This is a genomic window from Billgrantia sp. Q4P2, assembly GCF_052806135.1.
In genome coordinates, this window is sequence record NZ_JBRBAI010000009.1 from 21,908 (window position 1) to 46,375 (window position 24,468).

General features: G+C 64.7%; 24 protein-coding genes. 11 read left to right on the top strand and 13 right to left on the bottom strand.

Translation table 11 applies throughout. The annotated features are described in order from the left end of the window. Positions 1–37 precede the first annotated feature (37 nt). Positions 38–334: a DUF2782 domain-containing protein gene (locus ACUY1T_RS15760; protein WP_446024391.1), complete on the bottom strand. Its 297-nt coding sequence runs from the start codon at positions 332–334 to the stop codon at positions 38–40. A 164-nt stretch (positions 335–498) separates the two neighbouring features. On the opposite strand from ACUY1T_RS15760, the gene polA reads away from it, so the two are divergent. Beyond that, positions 499–3,282, top strand: a complete 2,784-nt coding sequence (gene polA, locus ACUY1T_RS15765; protein ID WP_446024393.1) for a DNA polymerase I — start codon at positions 499–501, stop codon at positions 3,280–3,282. A gap of 100 nt (positions 3,283–3,382) precedes the next feature. Here the strand turns inward: polA and ACUY1T_RS15770 are convergent, their stop codons facing one another. After that, positions 3,383–4,411, bottom strand: coding sequence for a Fe(3+) ABC transporter substrate-binding protein (locus ACUY1T_RS15770; protein ID WP_446024395.1), 1,029 nt, complete (start codon positions 4,409–4,411; stop codon positions 3,383–3,385). A gap of 286 nt (positions 4,412–4,697) precedes the next feature. Between ACUY1T_RS15770 and ACUY1T_RS15775 the strand changes: the two genes are divergently transcribed. After that, positions 4,698–5,795: an ABC transporter ATP-binding protein gene (locus ACUY1T_RS15775; protein ID WP_446024397.1), complete on the top strand. Its 1,098-nt coding sequence runs from the start codon at positions 4,698–4,700 to the stop codon at positions 5,793–5,795. Here the strand turns inward: ACUY1T_RS15775 and ACUY1T_RS15780 are convergent. The 7 genes from ACUY1T_RS15780 to ACUY1T_RS15810 form a co-directional block, all read right to left on the bottom strand. Continuing rightward, entirely contained in the window at positions 5,781–7,457 is a 1,677-nt protein-coding gene (locus tag ACUY1T_RS15780) for an ABC transporter permease (RefSeq protein ID WP_446024399.1), read from the bottom strand. The genes ACUY1T_RS15775 and ACUY1T_RS15780 overlap by 15 nt on opposite strands. Before the next feature lie 165 nt (positions 7,458–7,622). After that, positions 7,623–8,957 carry a TRAP transporter large permease gene (locus ACUY1T_RS15785; protein ID WP_446024401.1) on the bottom strand — a complete coding sequence of 445 codons (1,335 nt, stop codon included), beginning with the start codon at positions 8,955–8,957 and terminating at the stop codon, positions 7,623–7,625. After that, entirely contained in the window at positions 8,954–9,454 is a 501-nt protein-coding gene (locus tag ACUY1T_RS15790; protein WP_446024403.1) for a TRAP transporter small permease subunit, read from the bottom strand. Before ACUY1T_RS15790 ends, ACUY1T_RS15785 begins: the two co-directional genes overlap by 4 nt. 71 nt (positions 9,455–9,525) lie before the next feature. Beyond that, positions 9,526–10,623 carry a TRAP transporter substrate-binding protein DctP gene (gene dctP / locus ACUY1T_RS15795; RefSeq protein ID WP_446024405.1) on the bottom strand — a complete coding sequence of 366 codons (1,098 nt, stop codon included), beginning with the start codon at positions 10,621–10,623 and terminating at the stop codon, positions 9,526–9,528. A 382-nt stretch (positions 10,624–11,005) separates the two neighbouring features. Next, positions 11,006–12,376 carry a TRAP transporter large permease gene (locus ACUY1T_RS15800; RefSeq protein ID WP_446024407.1) on the bottom strand — a complete coding sequence of 457 codons (1,371 nt, stop codon included), beginning with the start codon at positions 12,374–12,376 and terminating at the stop codon, positions 11,006–11,008. Positions 12,377–12,397: 21 nt separating this feature from the next. Next, the gene (locus tag ACUY1T_RS15805; protein WP_446024409.1) at positions 12,398–12,997 is read right to left on the bottom strand and encodes a TRAP transporter small permease subunit; all 600 of its coding nucleotides are present in this window, start codon (positions 12,995–12,997) and stop codon (positions 12,398–12,400) included. An 80-nt stretch (positions 12,998–13,077) separates the two neighbouring features. Beyond that, the gene (locus ACUY1T_RS15810) at positions 13,078–14,181 is read right to left on the bottom strand and encodes a TRAP transporter substrate-binding protein (protein ID WP_446024411.1); all 1,104 of its coding nucleotides are present in this window, start codon (positions 14,179–14,181) and stop codon (positions 13,078–13,080) included. A 355-nt stretch (positions 14,182–14,536) separates the two neighbouring features. On the opposite strand from ACUY1T_RS15810, the gene ACUY1T_RS15815 reads away from it, so the two are divergent. Together ACUY1T_RS15815 and ACUY1T_RS15820 are read left to right on the top strand one after the other, a co-directional pair. Further along, complete coding sequence (locus tag ACUY1T_RS15815; protein WP_446024413.1) at positions 14,537–16,585, top strand: tRNA(Met) cytidine acetyltransferase TmcA; 2,049 nt, start codon at positions 14,537–14,539, stop codon at positions 16,583–16,585. 68 nt (positions 16,586–16,653) lie between these two features. Beyond that, complete coding sequence (locus tag ACUY1T_RS15820; protein WP_446024415.1) at positions 16,654–18,135, top strand: aminoacyl-histidine dipeptidase; 1,482 nt, start codon at positions 16,654–16,656, stop codon at positions 18,133–18,135. 69 nt (positions 18,136–18,204) lie between these two features. On the opposite strand, the gene ACUY1T_RS15825 is transcribed toward ACUY1T_RS15820, so the two are convergent. Together ACUY1T_RS15825 and ACUY1T_RS15830 are read right to left on the bottom strand one after the other, a co-directional pair. Further along, positions 18,205–18,768, bottom strand: coding sequence for a type 1 glutamine amidotransferase domain-containing protein (locus ACUY1T_RS15825; protein ID WP_446024417.1), 564 nt, complete (start codon positions 18,766–18,768; stop codon positions 18,205–18,207). Positions 18,769–18,962: 194 nt separating this feature from the next. Next, a complete protein-coding gene (locus ACUY1T_RS15830; RefSeq protein ID WP_446024419.1) occupies positions 18,963–19,436 on the bottom strand; it encodes a Dps family protein in 474 nt (157 codons plus the stop codon). Between the two features lie 275 nt (positions 19,437–19,711). Between ACUY1T_RS15830 and ACUY1T_RS15835 the strand changes: the two genes are divergently transcribed. Genes ACUY1T_RS15835 through ACUY1T_RS15850 form a run of 4 tightly spaced genes read left to right on the top strand, consistent with a single transcriptional unit; the run spans position 19,712 to position 22,401 of the window. Then, complete coding sequence (locus ACUY1T_RS15835) at positions 19,712–20,263, top strand: hypothetical protein (protein WP_446024421.1); 552 nt, start codon at positions 19,712–19,714, stop codon at positions 20,261–20,263. Next, on the top strand, positions 20,263–20,619 hold the full coding sequence (locus ACUY1T_RS15840) for a hypothetical protein (RefSeq protein ID WP_446024424.1): 357 nt from the start codon (positions 20,263–20,265) through the stop codon (positions 20,617–20,619). Before ACUY1T_RS15835 ends, ACUY1T_RS15840 begins: the two co-directional genes overlap by 1 nt. 40 nt (positions 20,620–20,659) lie before the next feature. Then, entirely contained in the window at positions 20,660–21,340 is a 681-nt protein-coding gene (locus tag ACUY1T_RS15845; RefSeq protein ID WP_446024426.1) for a DUF1007 family protein, read from the top strand. Then, a complete protein-coding gene (locus ACUY1T_RS15850; RefSeq protein ID WP_446024673.1) occupies positions 21,340–22,401 on the top strand; it encodes a nickel/cobalt transporter in 1,062 nt (353 codons plus the stop codon). Before ACUY1T_RS15845 ends, ACUY1T_RS15850 begins: the two co-directional genes overlap by 1 nt. 8 nt (positions 22,402–22,409) lie before the next feature. On the opposite strand, the gene ACUY1T_RS15855 is transcribed toward ACUY1T_RS15850, so the two are convergent. Continuing rightward, positions 22,410–22,835: an HIT domain-containing protein gene (locus tag ACUY1T_RS15855; protein ID WP_446024428.1), complete on the bottom strand. Its 426-nt coding sequence runs from the start codon at positions 22,833–22,835 to the stop codon at positions 22,410–22,412. Between the two features lie 131 nt (positions 22,836–22,966). Between ACUY1T_RS15855 and ACUY1T_RS15860 the strand changes: the two genes are divergently transcribed. From ACUY1T_RS15860 to ACUY1T_RS15870, 3 genes are all read left to right on the top strand, one after another. Continuing rightward, positions 22,967–23,104, top strand: coding sequence for an entericidin A/B family lipoprotein (locus ACUY1T_RS15860; RefSeq protein WP_446024430.1), 138 nt, complete (start codon positions 22,967–22,969; stop codon positions 23,102–23,104). Between the two features lie 98 nt (positions 23,105–23,202). Continuing rightward, positions 23,203–23,334: an entericidin A/B family lipoprotein gene (locus ACUY1T_RS15865; RefSeq protein ID WP_446024432.1), complete on the top strand. Its 132-nt coding sequence runs from the start codon at positions 23,203–23,205 to the stop codon at positions 23,332–23,334. A gap of 182 nt (positions 23,335–23,516) precedes the next feature. After that, positions 23,517–23,786, top strand: coding sequence for an I78 family peptidase inhibitor (locus ACUY1T_RS15870; RefSeq protein ID WP_446024434.1), 270 nt, complete (start codon positions 23,517–23,519; stop codon positions 23,784–23,786). Positions 23,787–23,873: 87 nt separating this feature from the next. Here the strand turns inward: ACUY1T_RS15870 and ACUY1T_RS15875 are convergent, their stop codons facing one another. Continuing rightward, entirely contained in the window at positions 23,874–24,377 is a 504-nt protein-coding gene (locus tag ACUY1T_RS15875; protein ID WP_446024436.1) for an acyl-CoA thioesterase, read from the bottom strand. Positions 24,378–24,468: the final 91 nt, after the last annotated feature.

Below are 24,468 nucleotides of genomic sequence, written 5' to 3' on the forward strand. Positions count from 1 at the left end.
TTACGGCATTCACCTGGGATGGAGCCCGGCATGGCGGCTAGAAGCGAACCAGCACCCACTGGGGCACGGCGATCCTGTCGCCCTCCTGGCGCTCGAAGTTGCCGTCGCCGTCGTGGTCGACCAGGAAGTAGCTGGGGCCTCGGCTAGGGCGGATCTCGATGGCGTAGAGCTGACCGTTGACACGGTATTCGCGGATGGTGCGATCCTCCTCCTGACGAATGGTGATGTCGGGCTCGACATCGGCAGAGGATTGGGCCAGGGCAGGCATGGCTGCCGCCAGTCCGAGGCCGAGGGAAAGCAGTGCTACAGCCAGGAAACGGCGAGAAACGTTCATGATGGCCTCCCAAGAGCGCATGCGACGATCACTGCCACTGATTGACTCCAGTGTATGACGTTGGACAGCGTGATCCCAACGATGGCGGCAAAAGAGGTGCGCAATGCGTATCATGGCTGATCAGGATCACATTTTCTTGCACAGACCCAACGGATGCCCGATACATGGCCGACACGCCCATCGTTCTCGTCGACGGTTCGTCCTACCTCTACCGTGCCTTTCACGCCCTGCCGCCGCTGACCACTTCCAACGGCCAGCCCACCGGTGCCATCAAGGGCGTGCTCAACATGCTCAAGCGGCTGATCAAGGATTATCCGGACAGCCCCATGGCGGTGGTCTTCGACGCCAAGGGCAAGACCTTCCGTGACGAGCTGTTCGAGGCGTACAAGGCCCAGCGTCCGCCGATGCCCGACGACCTGCGCAGCCAGGTGGAACCGCTCTACGCCTGCGTTCGCGCCTTGGGGCTGCCGCTGCTGTGCGTCGAAGGGGTCGAGGCCGACGACGTCATCGGTACCTTGGCCCGGCTTGCCACGGAGGCCGGCCGCGACGCGGTGATCTCCACCGGCGACAAGGACATGGCGCAACTGGTCAATGGCCATATTACGCTGGTCAACACCATGAAGGACGAGTTCCTCGATGTGGAGGGGGTCAAGGCCAAGTTCGGCCTGCCGCCTGAGTTGATCATCGACTTCCTGGCACTGATGGGCGACAAGGTGGATAACATTCCCGGGGTGCCGGGGGTGGGAGAGAAGACCGCGCTTGGCCTGCTGCAGGGCGTGGGCGGAGGGCTGGATGCCATCTACGCCGATCTGGACAAGGTCAAGACGCTCGACTTCCGCGGCGCCAAGACCCTGCCGGCCAAGCTCGAGGAGCATCGCGAGATGGCCTATCTCTCCTACCAGCTGGCCACCATCAAGACCGACTGCGAGCTGCCGGTGGGCCTCGACGACCTCGACATCGCCCATCCCGACCGCGAAGCGCTCAAACAGCTCTATACCGAACTCGAGTTCAAGGCCTGGCTCTCCGAGCTGCTGGCGGGCAAGGACGAAGGCGTCGACGACGTGGAGCGGGGGGCCGGGGTGGCGGGCACGGCGACGGCAGGCAATCTCGATCCCGATGCGCCGCCCGCCAGCGTGGCGGCGTGCCAGAACCACCTGATCCTGACCCAGGCGGAACTCGACGCGTGGCTGGCCCGGCTCGATGCCTGTGAGGCCTTCTGCTTCGACCTCGAGACCAACAGCCTCAACTACATGGATGCCGAGATCGTCGGCGTGGGGCTGGCGCTGGAGCCCGGCGAGGCGGCCTACGTGCCGCTCGCCCACGATTACCTCGACGTGCCCGACCAGCTCGACCGGGCCGCGGTGCTCGCCGCCCTCAAGCCGCTGCTGGAGGATCCCTGCCGCGGCAAGATCGGCCAGAACCTCAAGTACGACATCTCGGTGCTGGCCAACTACGACATCCAGGTGCGCGGGCCGCTGACCGACACCATGCTCGAATCCTACGTGCTCAACTCCACCGCGACCCGCCACGACATGGATTCGCTGGCCCTCAAGTACCTCGGCCAGAAGACGGTGAGCTTCGAGGAGATCGCCGGCAAGGGCGCCAAGCAGCTCACCTTCAACCAGATCGACTTCGAGCAGGCCGTGCCCTACGCCTGCGAGGACGTCGACGTCACCCTGCGCCTGCACTGCGAGCTGCGCCCGCGCATTGAGGCGGAAGGGCGCCTGGCCGAAGTGCTCGACCATATCGAGCGCCCGCTGATCCCGGTGCTGTCGCGCATCGAACGTACCGGCGTGGCGATCGACGCCGCACGCCTGCATGCCCAGAGCCAGGAGCTCGAAGGGCGCATCCAGGCACTGGAGACACGCGCCTTCGAGCTGGCCGGGCGTGAGTTCAACCTCGGCTCGCCCAAGCAGTTGGGAGAGATCCTGTTCGACGAGCAGAAGATCCCGGTGCTCAAGAAGACACCCAAGGGCGCACCCTCCACCGCCGAAGCGGTGCTCGAGGAACTGGCGCTGGACTACCCGCTACCCAAGGTGATCATGGAGCATCGCGGCCTGGCCAAGCTGAAGTCGACCTATACCGACAAGCTGCCGCGCCTGGTCAACAAGCGCACCGGTCGCCTGCACACCAGCTACCACCAGGCGGTTGCCGCCACCGGGCGGCTGTCGTCGTCCGACCCCAACCTGCAGAACATTCCGATCCGCACCGAGGAGGGGCGCAAGATTCGCCAGGCCTTCATTGCCCGGCCCGGCTACCGAATCGTCGCTGCCGACTACTCGCAGATCGAGTTGCGCATCATGGCGCACCTCTCCGAAGACGAAGGGCTGCTCTCGGCCTTCGCCGAAGGGCGCGACATCCACACCGCCACTGCCGCCGAGGTCTTCGGGGTGGCGCTGGAGAAAGTCTCGGGCGAGCAGCGGCGCAGCGCCAAGGCGATCAACTTCGGGCTGATCTATGGCATGAGCGCCTGGGGCCTGGGCAAACAGCTGCACATCGACCGCAGCCAGGCGCAGACCTACATCGACCGCTACTTCGACCGCTACCCGGGGGTGGCGCGCTACATGGACCGCATCCGCGCCCAGGCCGCCGAGGATGGCTTCGTCGAGACCGTGTTCGGCCGCCGGCTCTACCTGCCCGAGATCCGCGCCCAGAACCACGCCCGGCGCCAGGCCGCCGAGCGCACCGCGATCAACGCGCCGATGCAGGGCACCGCGGCGGACATCATCAAGCGCGCCATGATCGAGGTCGACGGCTGGCTACAGGAGAGCGGCTTCGACGCCTGCATGGTGATGCAGGTCCACGACGAACTGGTGTTCGAGGTCGGCGAGGCGCAGGTGGGTGAGTTCATCGGCGAGGTGAAGGCACGCATGCAGGCCGCCGCCGAACTCAGCGTGCCGTTGATCGTCGAGGCCGAGAGTGGGATGAACTGGGATGAAGCCCACTGACCCTCGCTCGTGACGCAGCTCTCTCCTTCCCCATGCTAGTTCAATCAAAAACGCCACCGCGGCTGCGGTGGCGTTTTTGGTTCGGGCTGCTGGCTAGGTCTTACCGCCAGCCGACGCGATCGAAGATGCGGATAGCTTCCGGGTTGTTCTCGCCCAGGATGCTGACGTTGATCTCGTCCTTCTTCAGCTCGCCCCAGGACTCCAGGGTCTCGTCCATCTTCACGCCCTCGACCACCGGGTACTCGTAATTGCCGGCGGCGAAGATCTCCTGGGCGGTGTCGGAAGCCAGGAATTCGAGGAAGCGAATGGCATTCTCACGATTCGGCGAGGTCGCCACGACACCTGCCCCACCCACGTTGACGTGAATGCCGCGATCGTCCTGGTTGGGGAACAGGATACCGACTTTCTCTGCCACTTCGCGGTCGGCGGCGTCGTCGGAGTTGATCAGACGCACGTAGTAGTAGTGGTTGGCCACGGCCAGGTCGCACTCGCCCGCAGCCACTGCCTTGATCTGATCGGTGTCGCCGCCCTCGGGCTGGCGCGCCAGGTTGTTGACGATGCCCTGGGCCCACTCCTCGGCGCCTTCCTCGCCGTGGTGCTCGATCATCGAGGCCAGCAGCGACTGGTTGTAGATGTTGTTGGAGGAGCGGATGCACACCTCGCCTTCCCAGCGCGGGTCGGTCAGGTCCTCATAGGAGGTGATTTCGCTGGGGTCGACGTTCTCCGGGTTGAAGAAGATAGCCCGCACACGCTGGCTGAAGCCGAACCACTTGCCTTCAGGGTGACGCATGGCATCCGGCAGGCGCTCGGCGAGCACGTCGGATTCGATGCCCTGGAAGATGCCGTCCTCTTCGGCACGCCACAGGCGGCCGGCATCGACGGTGATCATCACGTCGGCGGGGCTGGCCACGCCCTCGCGCTGGATGCGCTCGATCAACTGGTCGGAGTCGCCCTCGAGCAGGTTGACCTTGATCCCGGTCTCATCGGTAAAGGCCTGGTAGAGCTGCTCGTCGACATCGTAATGGCGTGCCGAGTAGAGGTTGACCTCATTGGCCGCTGCTGCGGTGGCAAAGGCCGAACCGGCGAGCACGGCAGCGAGCGGGGCGATGAGACGGTTGCGCTGGGTCATGGTTTTTTATGCCTCGAGAGCCTGATGGGTTGGGGTGCAAAACTAATGATAATACGTTGCATTACGTTAAGCGCTATTGAAGCGTTTTGCGTACAAGCCGTCAAGCCTGCCGCAGGAAGCCCATGCGTGCGGGGTGCGGTGAAGCTGACCGGAAGCAAGGAAATGCGAAAAAATTGGCAAATGCGATTTGATTTCAAACGTATTTGCTGGACATTTCGGGTAGGATGGAGGCTGTCATTTCCCCCTGGATCATGTCGCCTGCTCTATGACTAGCCAATCGAAGCCAATGGAAGTCGGACACGCTCCCTACCGCCAGCCCTCCGCGCTGACCATGGAGGGGGTGCATCATACTTTCGGCAGCCTGGCTGCCGTGCGTGGTGTCGACCTCGACGTAGCGCCCGGAGAAGTCGTCTGCCTGCTGGGGCCATCGGGTTGCGGCAAGACCACTCTGCTGCGTATCGCGGCGGGGCTCGAGGTACTCCAGCAGGGCCGTGTGACCCTCAACGGCGGCGAGATCGCCGTGCCCAAGGGGCGCCACGTGCCGCCGGAGAAGCGCAACGTCGGCCTGGCTTTCCAGGATTCGGCGCTGTTCCCGCATCTCACGGTCATCGAGAACGTCACCTTCGGCCTGAAGGGCGAGCCGCCGCGGCAGCGCCGCGAGCGAGCGCTGACGCTGCTTGAGCAGCTGGGTATGGCCGCTTACGCCGAAAGCTATCCGCACATGCTCTCCGGCGGTCAGCAGCAGCGCGTGGCGCTGGCCCGGGCCCTGGCGCCGGCTCCACAGCTGATGCTGCTCGACGAGCCCTTTTCCAGCCTCGATGCGCGGCTGCGAGACCGCATCCGCGACGATACCCTGCACGTACTCAAGAAGGTCGGCGCCGCCACCCTGCTGGTGACCCATGACCCCGAAGAGGCGATGTTCATGGCCGATCGCATCGCCCTGATGCGCGATGGTCGCATCGTGCAGATGGGAACGCCGAGGGAGCTCTACTGCGCGCCCTGTGATCCTTTCGTCGTGGCATTCTTCGGTGAAGTGAACGAGCTGAGCGGCGTGGTGCAGGGCGGTCGTGTGCAGACGCCGGTAGGACCGGTAGAGGCTGGCTGGCTGCCCGAAGGGAGCCAGGCGCTGGTGATGATCCGGCCCGAGGCGCTGCGCATCACCGAGCACTTCGAGCCGGCGCCGGAGCACCGCTACAGCCATGTGGTCATGGCCAAGCTGCTGGGGCGCAGCAGCCTGCTGCATATCTGCGCTCACGGCGAAGATGGCAGCGAAGCCCACCTGCATGCCAGGGTGCCCGGCGTCTTCCTGCCCGCCGAGGGGCAGCGAGTGGACATTCACCTCGACCTGTCACAGGTCTTCGTCTTTCCCTCAGTGGCTGCCTGAGCCGGGGCGCGAGCGGCGCATGGCCATGCTCAGCAGCACCACCGGAACGATGCCGACGACGACGATGGCCAGTGACGCCGTCGAGGCCTCGGCGAGGCGCTCGTCCGATGCCAGGCTGTAGGCCCTGACCGCCAGGGTGTCGAAATTGAAGGGGCGCAGGATGATGGTTGCCGGCAGCTCCTTCATGACGTCGACGAAGACCAGAATGCCGGCGGCGATCAGGCTGCCGCGCATGATCGGCGTATGCACGCGCTTGAGCGTGCCGGCCGGCGACTGGCCCAGGGTACGCGAGGCGGCGTCCATGCTCGGCGTCACCTTGCCTAGACTCGCCTCCACGGTATTGAACGACACCGCCAGAAAGCGCACCACATAGGCGTACACCAGGATGAACGCCGAGCCGCTGAAGATCAGTCCGACGATCTTGCCGTAGTGGGCGTGCAGCCAGGTGTTGAGGGTATTGTCGAGCCAGGCGAAGGGAATCAGGATACCCACCGCGATCACCGAGCCGGGAATCGCATAGCCCATCGAGGCGACCCGCGTGGCGATGCGCGTCAGTGGACTGTCGTCAAGGCGCACCCCATAGCTGAGGACGACTGCCAGGCCCACCGCGATCGCCGAGGCGATGACGGCCAGCAACAGGCTGTTCCAGGCGAAGTCGAGGAAGCGGGTGCCAAACAGCGCATCGCCACTGGCGATGGCCATCTGGCTCAGCAGGCCGCTGGGAATCAGGAACCCGATCAGTACCGGCAGGGCGCAGGCGGCGAAGGCCGCAGCGGCCCGCCAGCCGCGCAGTCGATACTCGGGCAGCTGCTGGTAGCGGTTAGTGGTATGGAAATACTGGCGCTTGCCCCGCGACCAGCGCTCCAGCAGTACCAGCGCGATGACGAACAGCAGCAGGCAGGCGGCGAGCTGGGCGGCGGCGACCTGCTCGCCCAGGCCGAACCAGGTGCGATAGATACCGGTGGTGAAGGTATCGACGCCGAAGAACTGCACCGCGCCGAATTCGTTGAGGGTTTCCATCAGCACCAGCGAGACGCCACCGACGATGGCCGGGCGTGCCAGCGGCACGGCCACGGTGGCGAACAGGTTCCACGGGCCGCGTCCCAGCGTGCGGCCCACGTCGAGCACGCACACCGACTGCTCGAGGAACGCGGCCCGAGCCAGCAGGTAGACATAGGGGTACAGCACCAGCGTAATCAGCGTGGCGGCACCGCCCAGGGAGCGAATGTTGGGAAAGTAGTAATCGCCGCGACCCCAGTCGAAGATCTCGCGCAGCCAGCTCTGCAGGGGGCCGGCATACTGCAGGAAGTCGGTATAGGCGTAGGCGATCACATAGGTGGGGACTGCCAGCGGCAGCAGCAGGGCCCACTCGAAGATACGCCGCCCCGGAAAGCGGCACATCACCACCAGCCAGGCGGTACCGGTGCCGATCACCATAGTGCCGAGCCCCACCGTGACGGCAAGGTAGAAGGTGTTGCCCAGATAGCGACCCAGTACCGTACTGGCCAGATGCTGCCAGACCCCCTGTGTCGGCATCACGATATGTGCCAGTACCACGATGACCGGCAGCGCGACGACGAGTGCCACGATCAGGATCAGCAGTGTCCAGGGGCTCAAGCGGTGAGACAGGGAGGAAAGGCCGGTAGTCGCGGATCGGAACAAGCAGGAACTCCTTCACTGGCCGGCGCGGCAGCGCAGTAATGCGAGGCGGTAACGGCTGGAAATGATATCAGTTGCCGCGTGTGGCTGCAGCTCGTGTCAGCTGACCGGCATCAAGAAAAGCGCCCGTATCTGCGATACGGGCGCTCAGGCCGAGCGGGGGGAAGCCTAGTAGCCGAGCATGAGCGACGGCAGGCCCGTCACCAGCACTGGGAAGAAGGCCATCAGCAGGCAGGCCAGCACGATCAGCGCACAGAAGGGGATCACCGCCTTGTAGAGGTCGATGATCTCGACCCCTTTCGGCGCCACGCCCTTGAGGTAGAACAGCGCGTAGCCGAACGGCGGGGTGAGGAACGAGGTCTGCAGCACCACGGCCACCATCACCACGAACCACAGCACGTCGACCCCCATCTGGTTGACGATCGGCAGCATGATCGGAAAGCTCAGCAGCACGATGCCGGTCCAGTCGAGGAACATGCCCAGGATGAAGACCAGGAACAGCATCAGGATCAGCGCCCCGGTGGTACCGCCGGGCATGGCCATGACCAGTTCGCTGATCACCGTCATGCCGCCGCCGCGGGAGAACACCCCGGTGAAGGCGGTGGCCCCGACCAGCACCAGCATCACCATGGTGGTGGTCTTGCTGGCATCGATCAGTGTCCTGAAACAGGTGGTGAGCTTGCGGTCACCGAAGATCAGGAACAGCAGGAAGGCGATGCCCACGCCGATGGCCGACGCCTCGGTGGCGGTGGCCACCCCGGTGAACAGCGCGCCCAGCACGCCCAGGATCAGGGCCATCGGTGGCAGCACGTACTTGGCCAGCATGACCAGCAGCTGAGCGGTCGAGGTCTCGGCGCGCTCCGCGGTGGACACCGGTGGGCCGTAGGAAGGTTTGAGATAGCAGATCACCAGTACGTAGAGCGCGTACATGGCGCCCAGCAGCAGGCCCGGGATCAGGGCTCCGGCGAACAGTGCGCCCACCGAGACCGGCGAGTAGCTCGCCATCAGGATCAGCATGATGCTCGGTGGGATCAGGATGCCCAGGCAGCCGCTGGCCATGATCACGCCGGTGCTGAGCTCCTTGTTGTAGCCGTGCTTGAGCATTGGCACCAGCGCGATCATGCCCATCACCGCGATGGATGCACCGACGATGCCGGTGGTGGCGGCCAGCATCACCGAGACGATGACCACAGTGAGCGCCAGGCCGCCGCGCAGGTTGGCCAACAGCAGGCGCATCACCGCGAACATCTTCTCGGTGACCCCCGAGTCATTGAGAAAGCGCGCCATCAGCACGAACAGCGGAATGGCCACCAGGACATAGTTGTCCATGGCGTTGCCGAAGATATTATTGATGATGGTGCCGAGCACGCGCTCACCCGGACCCAGGTAGGCGCCGATGACGGCTACGCCACCCAGTACGAAGGCCAGCGGATGCCCCATGAACAGGCCCACCAGCAGGCCGCCGAACATCACCAGGGTGAGCACTTCGGGGCTGAGGTTCATACGGCTTCCTCCCGCAGCTGCTGGATGGCGCGAATCACGATGGCGATGGCTTGGAGCAGGATCAGCACCGCGGCCAGCACGATCACGCCCTTCACCGGATAGATGGGAATCGAGACGATGCCATAGGTGGTTTCACCACGGCTGTAGGAGCGCATGAAGAAACTCCAGCCCAGGGTCACCAGCATCCAGATGAAAGGCACGAAGAAGATCAGGTAGCCGAGGATCTCGATGACGGCCTGTTTCCTGCGCGAGAGCAGGCGCTTGAGTACGTCGACCTCGACGTGGGCATGATGGCGCAGGCCGTAGGCGGCCATCAGCATGAAGTGGGCGCCGAACAGCATCTTGGTGATATCGAAGGCCCAGTCGCTGGGGCGCCCGGTGAACAGGCGCAGGGCGATGTCGTAGAGCACCACCAGGGTGATGACGGCGATCAGCGGTGCGATGACCCGCCCGAACACTTCGTTGAGCGTGTCGATCGCCTTGGCAATCGCATTCATGGGTCAAGTCTCCGACCTCAGGACTGAAACGCCCCGGCGCAGGGAGGGGCCGGGGCGACGGGAGGAGTGCCTTACAGGCAGGCTTCGATGGCCTCGAGATCGGGCAGGTTGTCGAAGCTGCGGCTCATGTTGTAGGGCACCGAGACATCACGCCAGTTGGCATAGTGCTGCAGGTAGCTGACCATGGAGTGGTAGACCTTGGCGTGCATGGGGTCCTCGCAGGCGCCTTCCACGATCACTTCATTGGTCACTTCCTGGATACGCGCCATGTCCTCTTCGCCATAGGTGGAGATCTCCACGCCGGCTTCTTGGAACTTGACGGTGCCCTCGGTCGACTGGCGCTCGGACCAGGCCAGCGACCAGGCCAGGGTGGCATCGGCGGCGATCTTCAGCTTCTCCTGGGTCTCTTCGGAGAGGGCGTCCCAGGCGTCCTTGTTGATCATTACGCCGAACACGCTGGCGGACTGGTGCCAACCGGGCGTCGCCCAGTACTCGACCACCTCGGCGAAGCCGGCATTGTAATCGACGCCGGGAGTCGAGAACTCGGCACCGTCGACCACGCCACGTTCCACTGCCTGGTAGATCTCGCCGCCCGAGAGCGTGACCTGGGAGCCGCCCAGGCGCTCGAGCACTCGGCCCTGGTCGCGGCCCGAAAGGCGCAGACGCTTGCCGTCCAGGTCGGCCAGGCTCTCGATGGGGGTGCGCCCCATGAAGCCGGACTCGTTGTTGGTGATGCCGTAGGGCAGGTAGATCATATCGTACTGGCCGTAGACCTCCTGATAGAGCTCGAAGCCGCCCCACTGTTGGATCCAGTTCAGGTAGTCGAACCCGTTGAACAGGCTGGGCGTGGCGGCCAGGGGAGAGAAGGCCGAGCTGCGTCCTGCCCAGTAGCCGGGCCAGTCGCCCGCAGCCTCGATGCTGCCGGTTTCGGTGGCGTCGAACACTTCCGTACCGGGCATCAGGGTACCGCCGGCGCGGAACTCGATCTGCAGTTCGTCGCCGGCCAGCTTGTTGACCAGCTCCACCCAGTGGCGATCGATTTGGATCAGATCGATGCTGTCCGGCCAGGTGGAGGTCATGGTCCAGCGTTCCTGAGCCTGGGCGGTGGAGGTGAAGGCCGCCAGGGCGATGCCAGCAGCCAGTCCGGAAAGTGCGAGTTTCATCTTCATGTTGTGCTCCCTTGTGGGTCTTGTTGTATTGCCGCAATAGAAGAGCCATGCCGAGGCGGTGCGCCTGAGGGCGACCGAGGCCTTCCGGGATCGCCGGTTCAGCCGTTCGGCAAACATCGACAAGCTAGCATGCTGGCATCTCCGGAATCGATAGCTCACTTTGGCAAGGGTAGCGGTTCGAGGCCGGTCGTGCCGGCCATCAGCCATATTTAATTAAGGAATGGGACAAATAGATGTGCCTGTATAGAAAGGCAAAGTGCCAATATGTTGGCAAGACGGGGAGGGGACGGGGTGAAGGGGGGTGATAGACCAAAGTCTGATTTGGCGGACAGGGTCGCCGGGAGCGCGCCTGAGTGGCTCAGGCGCGTCACTGTTCCGTTCTTCAGCGCCCGCTGTAGACCTGTGCGGGCAACCAGGTTGCCAGTGGCTCGTAGAAGAACACCAGGAACAGCCCCAGCAATTGCAAGGCCACGAATGGGGCGATGCCCTTGTAGATATCGAGCGTGCTGATCCCCGGCGGGCAGACCCCCTTGATATAGAACAGGGCAAAACCCACCGGTGGGGTCAGGAACGAGGTCTGCAGGCAGATGGCGAAGAGAATGGCGAACCATACCGGATCGACACCCAAACTGAAGACCACCGGGGCGACCAGCGGCAGGATGATCAAGGTGATTTCCACCCAGTCGAGGAAGAAGCCGAGCAAGAAGACCACCAGCATGATCGTCAGTACCACACCGGCAGGGCCGAACGGCAGGCCGGTGATCGCATCGCGGATGACATCGTCGCCGCCCAGCCCGCGTAACACCACGGCGAAAACGGTGGCACCGATGAAGATGCCGAAGATGAAAGCGGTGGTGCGAGTGGTCTGATACAGCGCCTTGGAAACGATATCGAAGCTCAGGCGGCGATTGAACAGCGCGAGCAGCATGGCTCCAAGCGCACCCACTGCGGAGGCTTCGGTGGTGGTGGCAAAACCGGTGAAGATCGAGCCCAGCACCGCCACGATCAGCGCCAAGGGCGGCAGTACGGCGACCAGCACCTCAAACAGTGCACGGATATTCAGCGGTTGTCGGTTTTCCGGCGCCGGCGCGAGATCCTTCTTGATATAAGCGGCAATCAAGATGTAGGCGATATACATCACTCCAAGCATCACGCCGGGGATCAACGCGCCCATGAATAGCCGGCCGACCGAGGCTTCCGAGGTGCCCAGTCGGTCGGCCATCAGTACCAGCATGATGCTCGGTGGCACCAGTATGCCCAGGGTGCCCACCGAGCAGGCGGTACCCACCGCCAGTGACTTGTCGTACTTGGCCCGCAGCATCGGGCCGATAGAGAGCATGCCGAGCAGTACTACCGAGGCACCAACGATGCCGGTCGAGGCTGCCAGAAGTACGCCGACGATGACCACCGTGACCGCATAACCTCCGCGCAGCCCGCCCAGAACGCGAACCAGTGAGTTCATCAGGCGCTCGGCAATGCCCGAGCGATCGAGCATGATGCCCATGAAGATGAACAGCGGCAGCGCCACCATCAGCTCGTTGGCGACGATGCCAAACAGGCGTCTGTCGAGAACGCCGATGGTGCCGCCCCAGGAAAACCAGAGATTTGCCCCCATGTATTCGACCAGTACATGGCCGATGGCGGCGAACAGGAAACCGATGCCGGCCAGTGCCCAGGCTACGGGGAAGCCAATCAGCAGCAAGCCCATGAAACCGGCAAACATGCCGATGACGAGAATTTCTTCGAGACTCATGACGATCCTCGCGAAGGCACGTTAGCGGTGATCCACCGGGCGCCGCAGGAGCAGCTGCCGGGGAAAACCGAAGAGAAAGGTGCAGCAGCGCAGCGCCCGGGACGACAGCGCGAGAGCAATCAGCGCCATGCCGATCGGCAGTGTGGTCTTGATGATGAAGCGATAGGGCAGGCCGCTGGGGGCCTGGGACCGCTCGCTCCGCTCGAAGGAGCGGTAGGCGTACTCGGTAAGGCCGTCGATCATGAAATAGAGGACGGGCAGCACCAGCAGCAGGATACCCAGCAGTTCGACCCAGGCCTGGAAGCGCAGCGAGAACTTCTCACGTAGCACGTCGACCCGAACGTGATCGTCGGTGACCACGGCATAGGCCAGAGTGAGGATCATGGTGGCGCCGAAGAAGTGCCACGAAAGCTCTTCCAGGGCAATCGAGCCCCGCCCCAGGATGAAGCGGCTGAAAACATTGGTCAGCACAACGACGAGCGTAGCCAGCCAGAGCCAGGAAAGCCCTTTGCCGAGTACCGCAATGGCCGTGTCAAGCACATGGCTCACGCGATTCGTGGGCAGCTCCGGCTGGAAGTCCTCAGGGTTGTCCGAAGAGTGGTCGGGACGCGGTGTTGTCATCGGGCAGCCTCATATTGCCGCAAGCCGGGAAGACGGCCGCTGGAGGCTGGCCTCCAGCGGCCTTCACTTACCGGCGCTTATCAGTTGGAGTTGGGTGCGTAGTAGGAGCGCGGCAGGTAGCCCTTGGCGTGCCAGTTGCCGTGGACCTGCATCCATTCACGCTGGCTTTCCAGCACGCGGGCGAAGAGTTCGTCCTCACCGGCCATCTCATCCAGCACGCGCATGGTGACGGACTCCAGCTCGGCGAGGATCTCCGGCGATAGCGTCTGGGCATTCACACCCTCGGCCTCGAAATCGGCCAGCGCCTGGGGGTTCTCCCACTCGCTCTCGGAGAAGCCGAACAGCGTGGCGGAGCGGCAGCCGGTCTCGATCTGGGCGCGGCTCAGGTCGGAGAGGTCGTTCCACATTTCCTGGTTCACCAGCAGGTGCGAGGTGGTATAGGTCTGGTGCCAGCCCGGCATGACGTAGTTTTGTACGATTTCCTGCATGCCCAGGATGCGGTCGACGGCCGGGGCGGAGAATTCGGTGGCATCGATCGTGCCGCGCTCCATGGCCTGATAGAGTTCGCCACCGGGCAGCATGGTGACCGAAGCACCCAGTTCTTCCATCACTCGACCGCCAATGCCGGCGAAGCGGATGCGCAGGCCGTCGATCTGCTCGAGTGACTCCATCGGCTCGGCGAACCAGCCGGCGGCCTCCGGACCGATGACACCGCACAGCAGCGCCTTCACGCCGTAGGGCTCGTACACTTCCTGCAGTAGGGCATCGCCATCGCCGAAGTAGTGCCAGGCCATGAAGGCGGGTGGTTCCATGCCGAAGGGAGGGCCCGAGAGCAGCGGTAGTACCGGGATGCTGCCCTGGTCGTAGCCGATCCAGGTGAAACCTGCCGGATAGCGCCCCTCCGAAACGGCATCGAGAATCTCGAACGGCGGAATCAGCTCGCCCGGCTCATAGTAGCGCAGGGTGATGTTGCCCCCGGATATCGCCCCCAGGGTCTCGGAGAGGTGCACCACCGGTGTGCTCAGGCCGACCAGGTGAGAGGGAAAGGCGATGGGGACCTGCCAGCGCACGCTCTCCTGGGCATTGGCGGTGCCAGCCAGGGCGGCACCGGCGAGGATCACGGCGGCTGTCGTGCCGGCCAGCTTGAGGCGTGCGGACGGCTGAGGGCCAGTTGAGGCTTGCATAGACGCGACTCCACTTGTTGTGACGGGTATTGTTCTAGGAAAGGCCTATTCCAGCGCCGAATTAGCCATGGCTCCCTTTCCAAAGCAACTGTGGAAAATTGGTAAGACCAAATAAGGCAATTCATAAGGCGAGCGTGAAGGGGCGGGAAGTTTGCATTGAAATGGGTGTATTGTCGCGATTTTCTCGAAACGTGACGCTTAAATAAGAGATTTTCTGCTTATATTTAGCAGGCTCATGTATTCGTTCGGCGATCGGAGTGCTACCAATTGTTAAGGCGGCAGATGCAGCAAAGCCGCGAGTGGAGGGCGCGTGGGTGTATCGGCAGAACAGCTAATATTAAATTGGTCTGACCAAATGGGTGTGGGCGGCTGGCGTGGCCTGATATGGCTGGCCGGGGCTGCCGAGACGTCCCGACACCAGGCTATCGCCCTGTGGCAGGTGCATGATTGGTTGACGCCTTGCTGGGTGTCGTCAACGTCGCCTGGGGCGCTATACGACGAGGCTTGGCTGCCACCCGCCAAGGCCAGGACGCGCCTGGGGGGCGAGCACGACCTGATCGTTTTCGATGCCGCCTCGCCGGAGGCCGGCTTCGATGCAGATGCCTTCGGTGCGTTGAGTGGCACCCTGCGTGCCGGCGGCCTGCTGGTGTTGTTGACTCCGTCTCCTGATGCCGCGCCGAGCCGCTACATGGCCCGCCTGCTGCGGCGGCTGTCGCAGGCTACCGATGTGGTGCGCTGGATTCCCGGGAAGCCACCCATCCTACCTGGGTCGCCCGTTTGCGCATCCGGAGCCGACAGCGACAGTGGAGATGCAGACTGCCTGACACGTGATCAGGCCGAGGCGGTAAAACGTCTGGTCGGGCTCCGGCGGCGGCGCCCGCTGGTGCTCACCGCCGACCGCGGCCGTGGCAAGACCGCAGCGCTCGGCATTGCCTGTGCACGGCTGATAGCGGCGGGCCAGGAGGAAATATGGGTGACGGCACCGCGTCCGCAGGCAGTGGCAGCCCTGTTCGAGCGCCTGGAGGCGCTGCGCCCACATGGCCAGCGCCAAGCCAATCGCTTCGTCGATGTGCAGGGCGGGCGGGTCGAGTTCGTTGCCCCCGATGAATTGGACCTCCGAGTCGAGCGTGGCGAGGCTGGCGGCCGGGGTAGCTGGCTGCTGGTGGACGAAGCCGCTGCCATTCCCGCCGCCATGCTGGGGCGGTGGCTCGCGGCGTTCCCGCGGATCGCCTTTGCTACCACCATGCATGGCTACGAGGGCTCCGGTCGCGGTTTCGCCCTGCGCTTTCGCGAGCGCCTCGAGCGAGAGGCGCCCGACTGGCGCGAATTCCATCTTGCGGCACCGGTGCGCTGGGCCGAAGGCGACCCGCTCGAACGCCTGGTCGGCGACCTGTTGCTGCTCGATGCCGAGCCGATGACCCCACTTCCCTCCATAGCTGCGACGTCGCTGCAGACGGTGCGCTGGCAACGCTCGACGCTTGCTGCCGATGAGGCCGCCCTGCGTGAGATTTTTGGCCTGCTGGTGCAGGCGCACTATCGCACCACGCCGGCCGACCTGCAGCGACTGCTCGACGAGCCGGGGCTCAGTATCACGACCCTGACCGATCGTCTCCATACCCAGGCCGTCGCGGTGTGTGCCGACGAGGGGGGCTTCGATCTCGAACTGGCCGAACGCGTGGCCCGCGGTGAACGCCGCCTGCCAGGTCATCTGCTGGCGCAGTCGCTGGCCGCCCATGCCGGTTCCCGGGAAGCGCTGATGGCCCGCCTGCGTCGTGTGCAGCGCATTGCGGTAAATCCGCAGCGCCGCCGTGAGGGGCTGGGGCAGCGGTTGCTGGAGCATGAGCGTGAGACCGCCCGGAAGGCCGGTATCGACCTGTTGGGGGCCAGCTTCGGCGCCGAGCCGGGGCTGCTGGCCTTCTGGCAGGCGCTGGGCTTCCGTGCCGTGCGTCTGGGATTGTCGCGAGAGACCTCCACCGGGGAGTACGCCGTGATGGTCGTCGCCCCGCTAGGCCTCAAGGGCGAAGCGCTGACCGAGACGCTGGTCGAGCGCTTCCAACGGCTGCTGCCCGTCCTGCTGGCCTTCGAGCTTGCCGACCTCGACCCCGAGGTGGCGCTGGCGCTGCTGGCCGAGGGGAAGCCTCCACCCTTGAGCGATGCCGAGCGCCGCGATATCGCCGATGTCGCCCATGGCCATCGTGAGCCAGCCCTGGCACGCCCTGCCCTGCAGGGGCTGGTGCGGCGGGCGGCAGCGGCGGGTCGGCGGGAGGGCGAGCTGGCCTGGCTGGCCGCCTGGGCCTTCCAGGGCCGAGACATGGCCTGGCTCGCGGCCCAGTCCGGTGCCAAGGGGCGCCGCCAGGTCATGGATCGGCTGCGCGACGTCGTGGCCCGTATCCACGACACGTGACTTGACCAGGCTTTTCCCGGGGCCAGCGGCCCGGTAAGGTAGCTCGGTTATCCCCATGCAGACCGATCATGAACGAACATCTCGAGCAACTCGCGCCGCAGCCGCTGTGGCGCCATTTCCGTACCCTGTGCAACACGCCGCGTCCTTCGGGGCACGAGGCTGAACTGGTGGCCATTCTCGAGCGCTGGGCGGAGCGGCACGGGCTTGCCCACGACCGCGACGACTTCGGCAACCTGCGCATTCGCAAGCCGGCCACGCCTGGCAAGGAGGGCGCCCCGGGCGTCATCCTGCAGGGGCATCTCGACATGGTGGCCCAGGCGAATACCGATCATCCCCACGACTTTACCCGCGACCCGATCGAGACCCACGTGGACGATGGCTGGCTGCGGGCCCGACACACCACGCTTGGTGCCGACAACGGCCTTGGCGTGGCGGCGGCGCTGGCGATACTGGAGGACGAGGAGCTGGTTCACGGGCCCTTGGAGGCGCTGTTCACCCTCGAGGAGGAAAGCTCGATGGGCGGCGCATTGCAGCTGGCGGAGAACTGGCTCGAGGGGAGCGTGCTGCTCAACCTGGATTCGGAAGATCGCGGCGAAGTGTTCATCGGCTGTGCCGGCGGTGCCGACATCGTGGTAGAGGCCCAACTGCCCACGGCCGAACCGGGATCTGACGAAGTCGCCGTACAACTGGCCTTGACCGGCCTGAAGGGCGGTCATTCCGGCATCGACATTCACCGCGGTCGCGGCAATGCCAACCGCCTGCTGGTCCGTGTATTGAGGGTGCTGGAGGCCTACGATGTCCGCCTGGTCAGCTATCGTGGCGGCACCCTGCGCAACGCCATCCCGCGCGAGGCCTTTGCCACCCTGGTGCTGCCCGCCGACGAGGTCACCGCTGCCGAGAACCGCGTGGCAGCGCTGGAGCAGGAGCTGCGTGCCGAGCTGTCCGGGGTCGACGAGCACCTGACGCTGGCCTTGACGCCGCTCGAGGCTGCGCCCGTCCAGGCGCTCAATGCCCATGCCAGCAGCATGCTGTTGGCGGCACTCAACGTGGCGCCCTATGGCGTGGAACGCATGAGCAGTACGGTGCCGGGTGTGGTAGAGACTTCCAACAACCTGGGCGTGGTGAGCCTCGACGAAGGCCGTTTCCACCTCTGCGCCCTGGTGCGCTCGCTGCGTGACAGCGCAGTGAACGACATGGCCGATCGCTTCCGCGGCCTGTTCGACCTCATCGGAGCGCGCACCCGGGTCGAAAATGCCTACCCCGGCTGGGCGCCGACGCCCGACAGTGCGCTGCTGGCGCGCTTCCGGCGGCTGCATCGACGGCATGTGGGTAGCGAGCCGGCGGTCAAGGTGATCCACGCGGGGCTGGAGTGCGGGATCCTGGCCGGCAAGTATCCGCAGCTCGAGATGATCTCGTTCGGCCCGTCGATCCGCGGCGCCCACTCGCCCGACGAGCGGGTGGAGCTGAGTTCGGTGGAAGAGTTCTGGGTACTGCTGCGGGCGCTGGTCGAGGACTTGGCTAGCGACGACACGGCGACGCAGAGCGCCTGACCCGCCGAGAACGCCCAAGAGAGAACGCCGCTCGCCAGGGCGAGCGGCGGAAAACGAAGGCTCAACGCATCAGGCGTGCTGCCGGCTGTGCTTGCCTTCGGCGATCTCTTCGACGAGCTTGCTGCAGAAAGCCTCGAGATCGTCGGGCTTGCGGCTGGTGACCAGGCCGCTGTCGACCACGACCTCCTGGTCGACCCACTCGGCTCCGGCATTGCGCAAGTCCTGCTCCACCGAGGGGTAGGAGGTCATGCGGCGGCCCTTGGCGACGCCGGCATTGATCAATATCCAAGGGCCGTGGCAGATCGCGCCGACCGGTTTATGGGCCTCGAAGAAGCGGCGAGTGAACGCCAATGCCTGCTCATTCTGGCGTAGGGCATCGGGGTTGAACAGGCCGCCCGGAAGCTCCAGCGCGTCGTAGTCGTCGGCATTGGCCTGTTCCAGGCGACGGTCGACGTCATAGGAAGCACCCCAGTCCGTGCTGGCCCAGGCGCGGATGCTATCCTTGTCCGGCGCGATCACGTGTACCGTGGCGCCCTCGCGCTCCAGCGCGGCCTTGGGCTCGGTGAGTTCCGACTCCTCGAAGCCATCGGTGGCCAGGATGGCGACGGTCTTACCCTTCAGCTTCTCGCTCATGTGCTACCTCCTTGCAAGCAGTGTTCGCTGGCTCCGCCAGCATGGGTGCGAGTCGCGTCTGTGTACTCCTGAAGGGTTGTAGCGGATGGCGCCGACGACAAGGGTGGGAGTGTTGCGAATCGTCACGCAGGATGTCGGGGTGTGGCGCTATGTGTGTGAGGAGCCGGACGGTGCCCGGCTCCGAAGGATGGTGCTCAGCCCAGGTAGGCGTTGAGCATCCAGACGGTCTTCTCCTGCTCGCGGATGTAGTCGCCGGTCTGGGCGGCGGTGCCCTCGTCATCGGCATCCGAGGCCGCGGCTAGCAGGTCGCGCTGCAGCTCGATCAGGGTTTGGTAGCCCGCGAGCACGCCGCGCACGCAGGCTTCGCCGTCGTGTACGTCCTTGTCCTCGCGGATCTGGGCCATCGAGACGTAGTCGCTGTAGGCGTGTACCGGCTTGTGGCCCAGGGTCAGGATGCGCTCGGCGACTTCGTCGACCTTGGTCAACAGGTCGGTGTAGAGCTCCTCGAACTTGGCATGCAGCTCGAAGAACTGCGGACCCTTTACGTTCCAGTGGTAGCCGCGCACGTTCATGTAGAAGACCTGGTAGTTGGCCAGCAGAAGGTTGAGCTTCTCCGCAAGCTGGCTGGCGCTGCCTTGATGCAGGCCGATGGCGTTGGTGTCGCTCATGTGCGTACTCCTTTGGCATGTGAATGCGTTGCAGCCAAGTCTAAGGTCCCAGCAAGGGCTGCTAAAACAATATCTGGCCATGGTTGCGATAGACTGTGTGCATGAGGGGTCGGCCTCGGTCGCTGTTGTCCAGGCGATGCGCGCTCGCATCGCGCGCAAATACCGGCCGCTCGGGAACCCTTGGGCTTGCCGGGACTCTCAAGGCGTCAGTGACGTCCTTGCACGGTGGGCCGGGCGGCGTAGACTGCGTCCCAATGACGAACAGGAGAACCTCCATGCGCCTGTGGTGGATGATGTCCGGCCTGGCCTTGCTGGCCGGCTGCCAGGCGACGCCGACGGTACTGCCCTCTGCAGAACCGCGGCCTGCAGCCGAGTGCCGCTGGGAGGCCGATGGCATCGAGCCGCGCGAGTGGGTACGCCGCGCCCTCGATGCGCTGGAGGCGGATGACTTCGTGGTGCGCGATACCGAGCTGGCACTCGGGGTGATCAGCGCCGAGCGGACCCGGACCATTCCGGGCTATGGCGATCGCTACGATAGCTGGGAGCGGACCGGTTTCTTCGGTGGCTTCGGCCTGGGCGGTGGCCGTGGCGTATCCACCGGCGTGATGATCGGCTTCGGCGGTGCCGGCGGCAGCATTACCCAGGATGCCACTCAGCTCGAACGCGTCTCGGTGGTCGCGGACCCGGGCTGGGTACGGGTCAGTCGCGATATTCAGGTGATCGACTGGCGAGGCGAGCTGCGCGAAACGCGAAGTGGCAGCGATACTGCCTTCTGCGGTTCGCTGCGCCAGGCCATGCAAGCCGCCCCAGCGAGGGAGGAGCCCTGATGCGTGGTCTTGTCATTGCGCTGCTGCTCGTCGTGCTGTCGGGCTGTGCCACGGCGCAGCAGGCGCCGGAGCCGCGTGAGCTGGCACTCGCGGCGGCACCTGAGGCGACCCTGCGGGAAGTCGTCGGCCTGCTGATGGAGGAGGGCTACGTGATCCGCCACGCCGATGCCGGGCTGGGGCGCGTCGAGGCGGTGCTCGCGCGCTGGCCGGGCTATCGGGTCAGGGCCACGGTCACTTCCGAGGGGCAGGGCGCCCGAGCTTCCCTGACGGCTACCCGGGGCGACAGGCCGTTACCGCCACACCTGCTCGACCCGCTGCTGGCCGAGCTGCAGCGCCGGCTGGGGCTGGCGCCTTGATGGTTTCGTTCGTTCTCATCCATGAGAGTCTATTCGCGACATGAATCGCTTCCTTCATTTTTCCAGCGCCGGGGCGAGACGCGCCTGGCTGACGCCACTACTACTGATCCTGGCCTGGATGCCCGGGCTGGCTCTGGCCCATCCCCACGGCTGGATCGACATCCGTGTGCGCTTGGTCGTCGACGAGGCGGGACACCTCGAAGCCCTGCACCAGGCCTGGCGCATGGACCCCTTCTACAGCCTGGTTCTCATCGAGGAGCTGAGCCGGACCGAAGGAGGGCTGGAAGCGGGCCTCGATCGGCTGGGAGGAGAGATTCGTGGCAACCTCGCGCCATTCGATTTCTTTACCGAAGTGCGCATGGGTGATGACGAGCTGAGCCTTGGCGACGTGACCGAATACACCGTGATGGAGCGCAACGGCCGGGTGGAGTTCGTCTTTCTGCTGCCGCTCGAGGAGCCGCAGGCGCTGGGCGAGCAGACGCTGGAGTATCAGGTCTTCGACCCGACCTACTACCTGGAAGTCGTCCACGAGGCGGAGGGCGACACGCCGCCGGAAGAGGCGCTGACGGTCGGCGGTGAGCTGAGTTGCACCACTCGCATCCTGCCCGCCGATCCCGATCCCGAACTAGTGGCGGAAGCCGCCATGCTCGACATCAATGATGAAGCCGAGCCCGGCCTGGGGCGTCATTTTGCCGAGACCGGGGTGGTGACATGCGAGTGATGGCCAGAGTGGTGGCAAGGACGCCTGCCAGGGCATGGTGGGTCGGGCTCGGTCTGCTGGCGGCTGTCGCGCTGGTGCTGTACTTCTTCAGCCAGGGTGGGCTGCAAGCGTTGAGCTTTCAACTGGTGGCCTGGCAACGCGACTTCCACCGTGCCCTTACCATGGCCATCACCGAATTCTCCGGCACGCCCACGCCGGGTGCCTGGGCGGCGCTGCTGGGCGTCAGCTTCGGCTATGGTGTCTTTCATGCCGCCGGGCCCGGGCATGGCAAGGCGGTGCTGACGACCTACCTGCTCTCGCAGGGGGGGGCGGTGCGCAGGGCGCTGGTACTCTCCTTCGCCGCCTCGCTGCTGCAGGGGCTGGTGGCCATCGGCCTGGTGGTGGTGCTGGTGCACGGCCTGGGCTGGGTAACCCGCCAGGCGATGGGGAGTGTCGCCTGGGTCGAACAGGCCAGCTTCCTGATGGTGACGCTGCTGGGGGGCTGGCTCTGTCTGCGGGCGATTCGCCAACTGCGGCATCCGGCCAGTGGGCCGGCGCACGCACATGACCATGACCCGCATGGCCACCATCATCACGATCACGGCCACTCGCACGACCCTGCCTGTTGCGGCGGTCATCACCACGTCGATCCGAGTCAGGCTGCCGACTGGCGCACTGCGCTGGCCACGGTAGTCGCCATCGGTATTCGCCCCTGCAGCGGCGGTGTGCTGCTGTTGGGCGCGGCCACCCTGCTGGGCCAGTTCGCGGTCGGTGTGGCGGCGGTCATGGTCATGGCGTTGGGTACGGCACTGACCGTCTCCGGGCTGGCGTTGGCCAGCGTGATTGCACGTGGCTGGGCCGAGCGGCGGCTGGCGAAGCAGAGCGGCATGCAGCGGGTGGGCCGCCTGTTGAGTTGGGCTGCCCTGGGCGGCGGACTTGCCATCATGACGCTGGGTATCTCGCTCACCATCACCGGTGCGACCCAGCCCACCTCGACGCCCCTGCTGGGGGAGCCGCCCCCTCGTACTGGCGGCCCTGTAGAGCGTTCGTCACCGCCTAGCGGGCATCCGTTCGGCAACTGAGCGAAACCTCAGAGCCGCTGCTTCAACCCGTCCAGCCGTGCCAACAGATGGTCGCGCATGCTGGCAAGGTCGTTGAGGTCGTAGGGCTGCGGCTTCCCGTGCCCCCACACCGGCCCCGGCCAGGCGTCATCGCCACGCCGGCGGGCAACGACATGGACATGCAGCTGGGCGACCACATTGCCCAGGTTGGCCACGTTGATCTTGTCGGCTTGGGTCAGGGCCTTGAGCATGCGCCCCAGCTCACTGGCCTCTCGCCATAGCTGTTGCCGGTCGGCCTCGTCCAGGTCGAACACCTCGCTGACATCGGCACGCCGAGGGATCAGGATCAGCCAGGGGAAGCGGGTATCGTCCATCAGGCGCAGTTGGCACAGCGGTAGCTCCGTTACCGGGTAGCTGTCCCTGACCAAGCGCTCATCCAGCAGTACTGACGACATCTTCCCTCTCCCTCACGGTGACGGTGTCATCCATCATGACACAGGCCGACGGGAAGCGTGAGAAACAAGCGAAGCGAATCGACAGCAGCTAAAGTGAGAGAGTGAGCCTGGACGCAAACGAGGAGAGCAACATGAAGCGAACGGTAGCGGTATTGTTGGCGGCGCTCATGGCGCTGTCACTGCTCAGCGGCTGCAATACCATGCGCGGCATGGGCGAGGACATCGAGCAGGGGGGCGAGGCAATCCAGCGCCAGTCGTCGTCATATTAGCGGTTATGCAAAGCGGCAAAGGGCTGTTACGCTGGATAAGGCCATTGCTTCACGGCAAGGAATGGATTTCCCCGATAGTGTTTCAAGGAGATATGACCATGAAGAAAGCGATTGCCCTGAGTTTTGCTCTGCTGATGACCGCTGGTGCCTTGGCGGGCTGCAATACCATGCAAGGCGCAGGTGAGGACGTCGAGCGTGGCGGTCAGCACGTGCAGGACGCCGCCAGCTAATCCGTGTGGTCGGGCTTGGCAGCATGCGGGAGACCTGGCAGTCGCCCCGCGTGCTGCCTGCGCGCAGCCTTCTCTTGTCCTTCTCTTGTCCTTCTCACTGCAGCGAGACCTTACGCATGGTAAGCCCTTTGAGGTTGTGCCTGATATCGGTCGGCCTGACATTACTGACAGGTTGTGCCCCCATGGCGAATTCCAGCAACGTTCCACATGACCCTGCTCCCAAACCGCCTCAGGTCAGCGAGGGAGAAGATGCCTGCGGTGCACAGCGCGTGCAGGATCGCATCGGCCGCCGTTACGACGAGGCGCTGGGCGAGTCGATACGCCGGGAAAGCGGCGCCGCCACGCTGCGGGTCATCCGCCCGGGGCATTCCTACACCATGGAGTACCGGGGCGACCGGATCAACGTTCATATCGACGACAGCGACACCGTGACCGACATCGGCTGCGGTTGACGGTCGTATCCTTCGGCAGGCGAGCGGCGCATGCTTTTCGCTTTCCCGTTGCTGCTCTGCAACACACACCTTTACGCCTCGCCGTGACTATTCTGCGCCGTGCTCAGCCTGGGTACGGCGCTCGGCTTCTTCGGCCTGCTTGCGCAGCTTCTTGCGCAGCGCCGCCTTCTCGAAACGCAGCTTCTGCAGCGGTGTCTCCAGCTTTAGCGGGGGTATCCGTGCCGGCTTGCCGTCGGCGTCCACTGCCACCATGGTCAGGTAGCAGCTATTGGTGTGGCGGATGAGCTTTTGCTGGATGTTCTCGGCCACCACCTTGATGCCGATCTCCATCGAGGAACGCCCCACGTGATTGACGCAGGCCAGGAAGGTGACCAGCTCGCCGACGTGGATCGGCTGCTTGAACAGCACCTGGTCGACCGACAGCGTCACCACGTAGTGGCCTGAGTAGCGGCTGGCGCAGGCGTAGGCCACCTCGTCGAGCTTCTTGAGAATGGCGCCACCGTGCACCTTGCCGCTGAAGTTGGCCATGTCGGGGGTCATCAGCACGGTCATGATCAATTCATGCTGGCCGGGTAGGGCATGTTCGTCCATCGAGGCGTTCCCATTGTCGGATTTTCCCACAGCATAACGTCTTCACCACGGGAAGGGTGCAGGCAGTGGCTCGTCTCGTTGCATGCTTGCG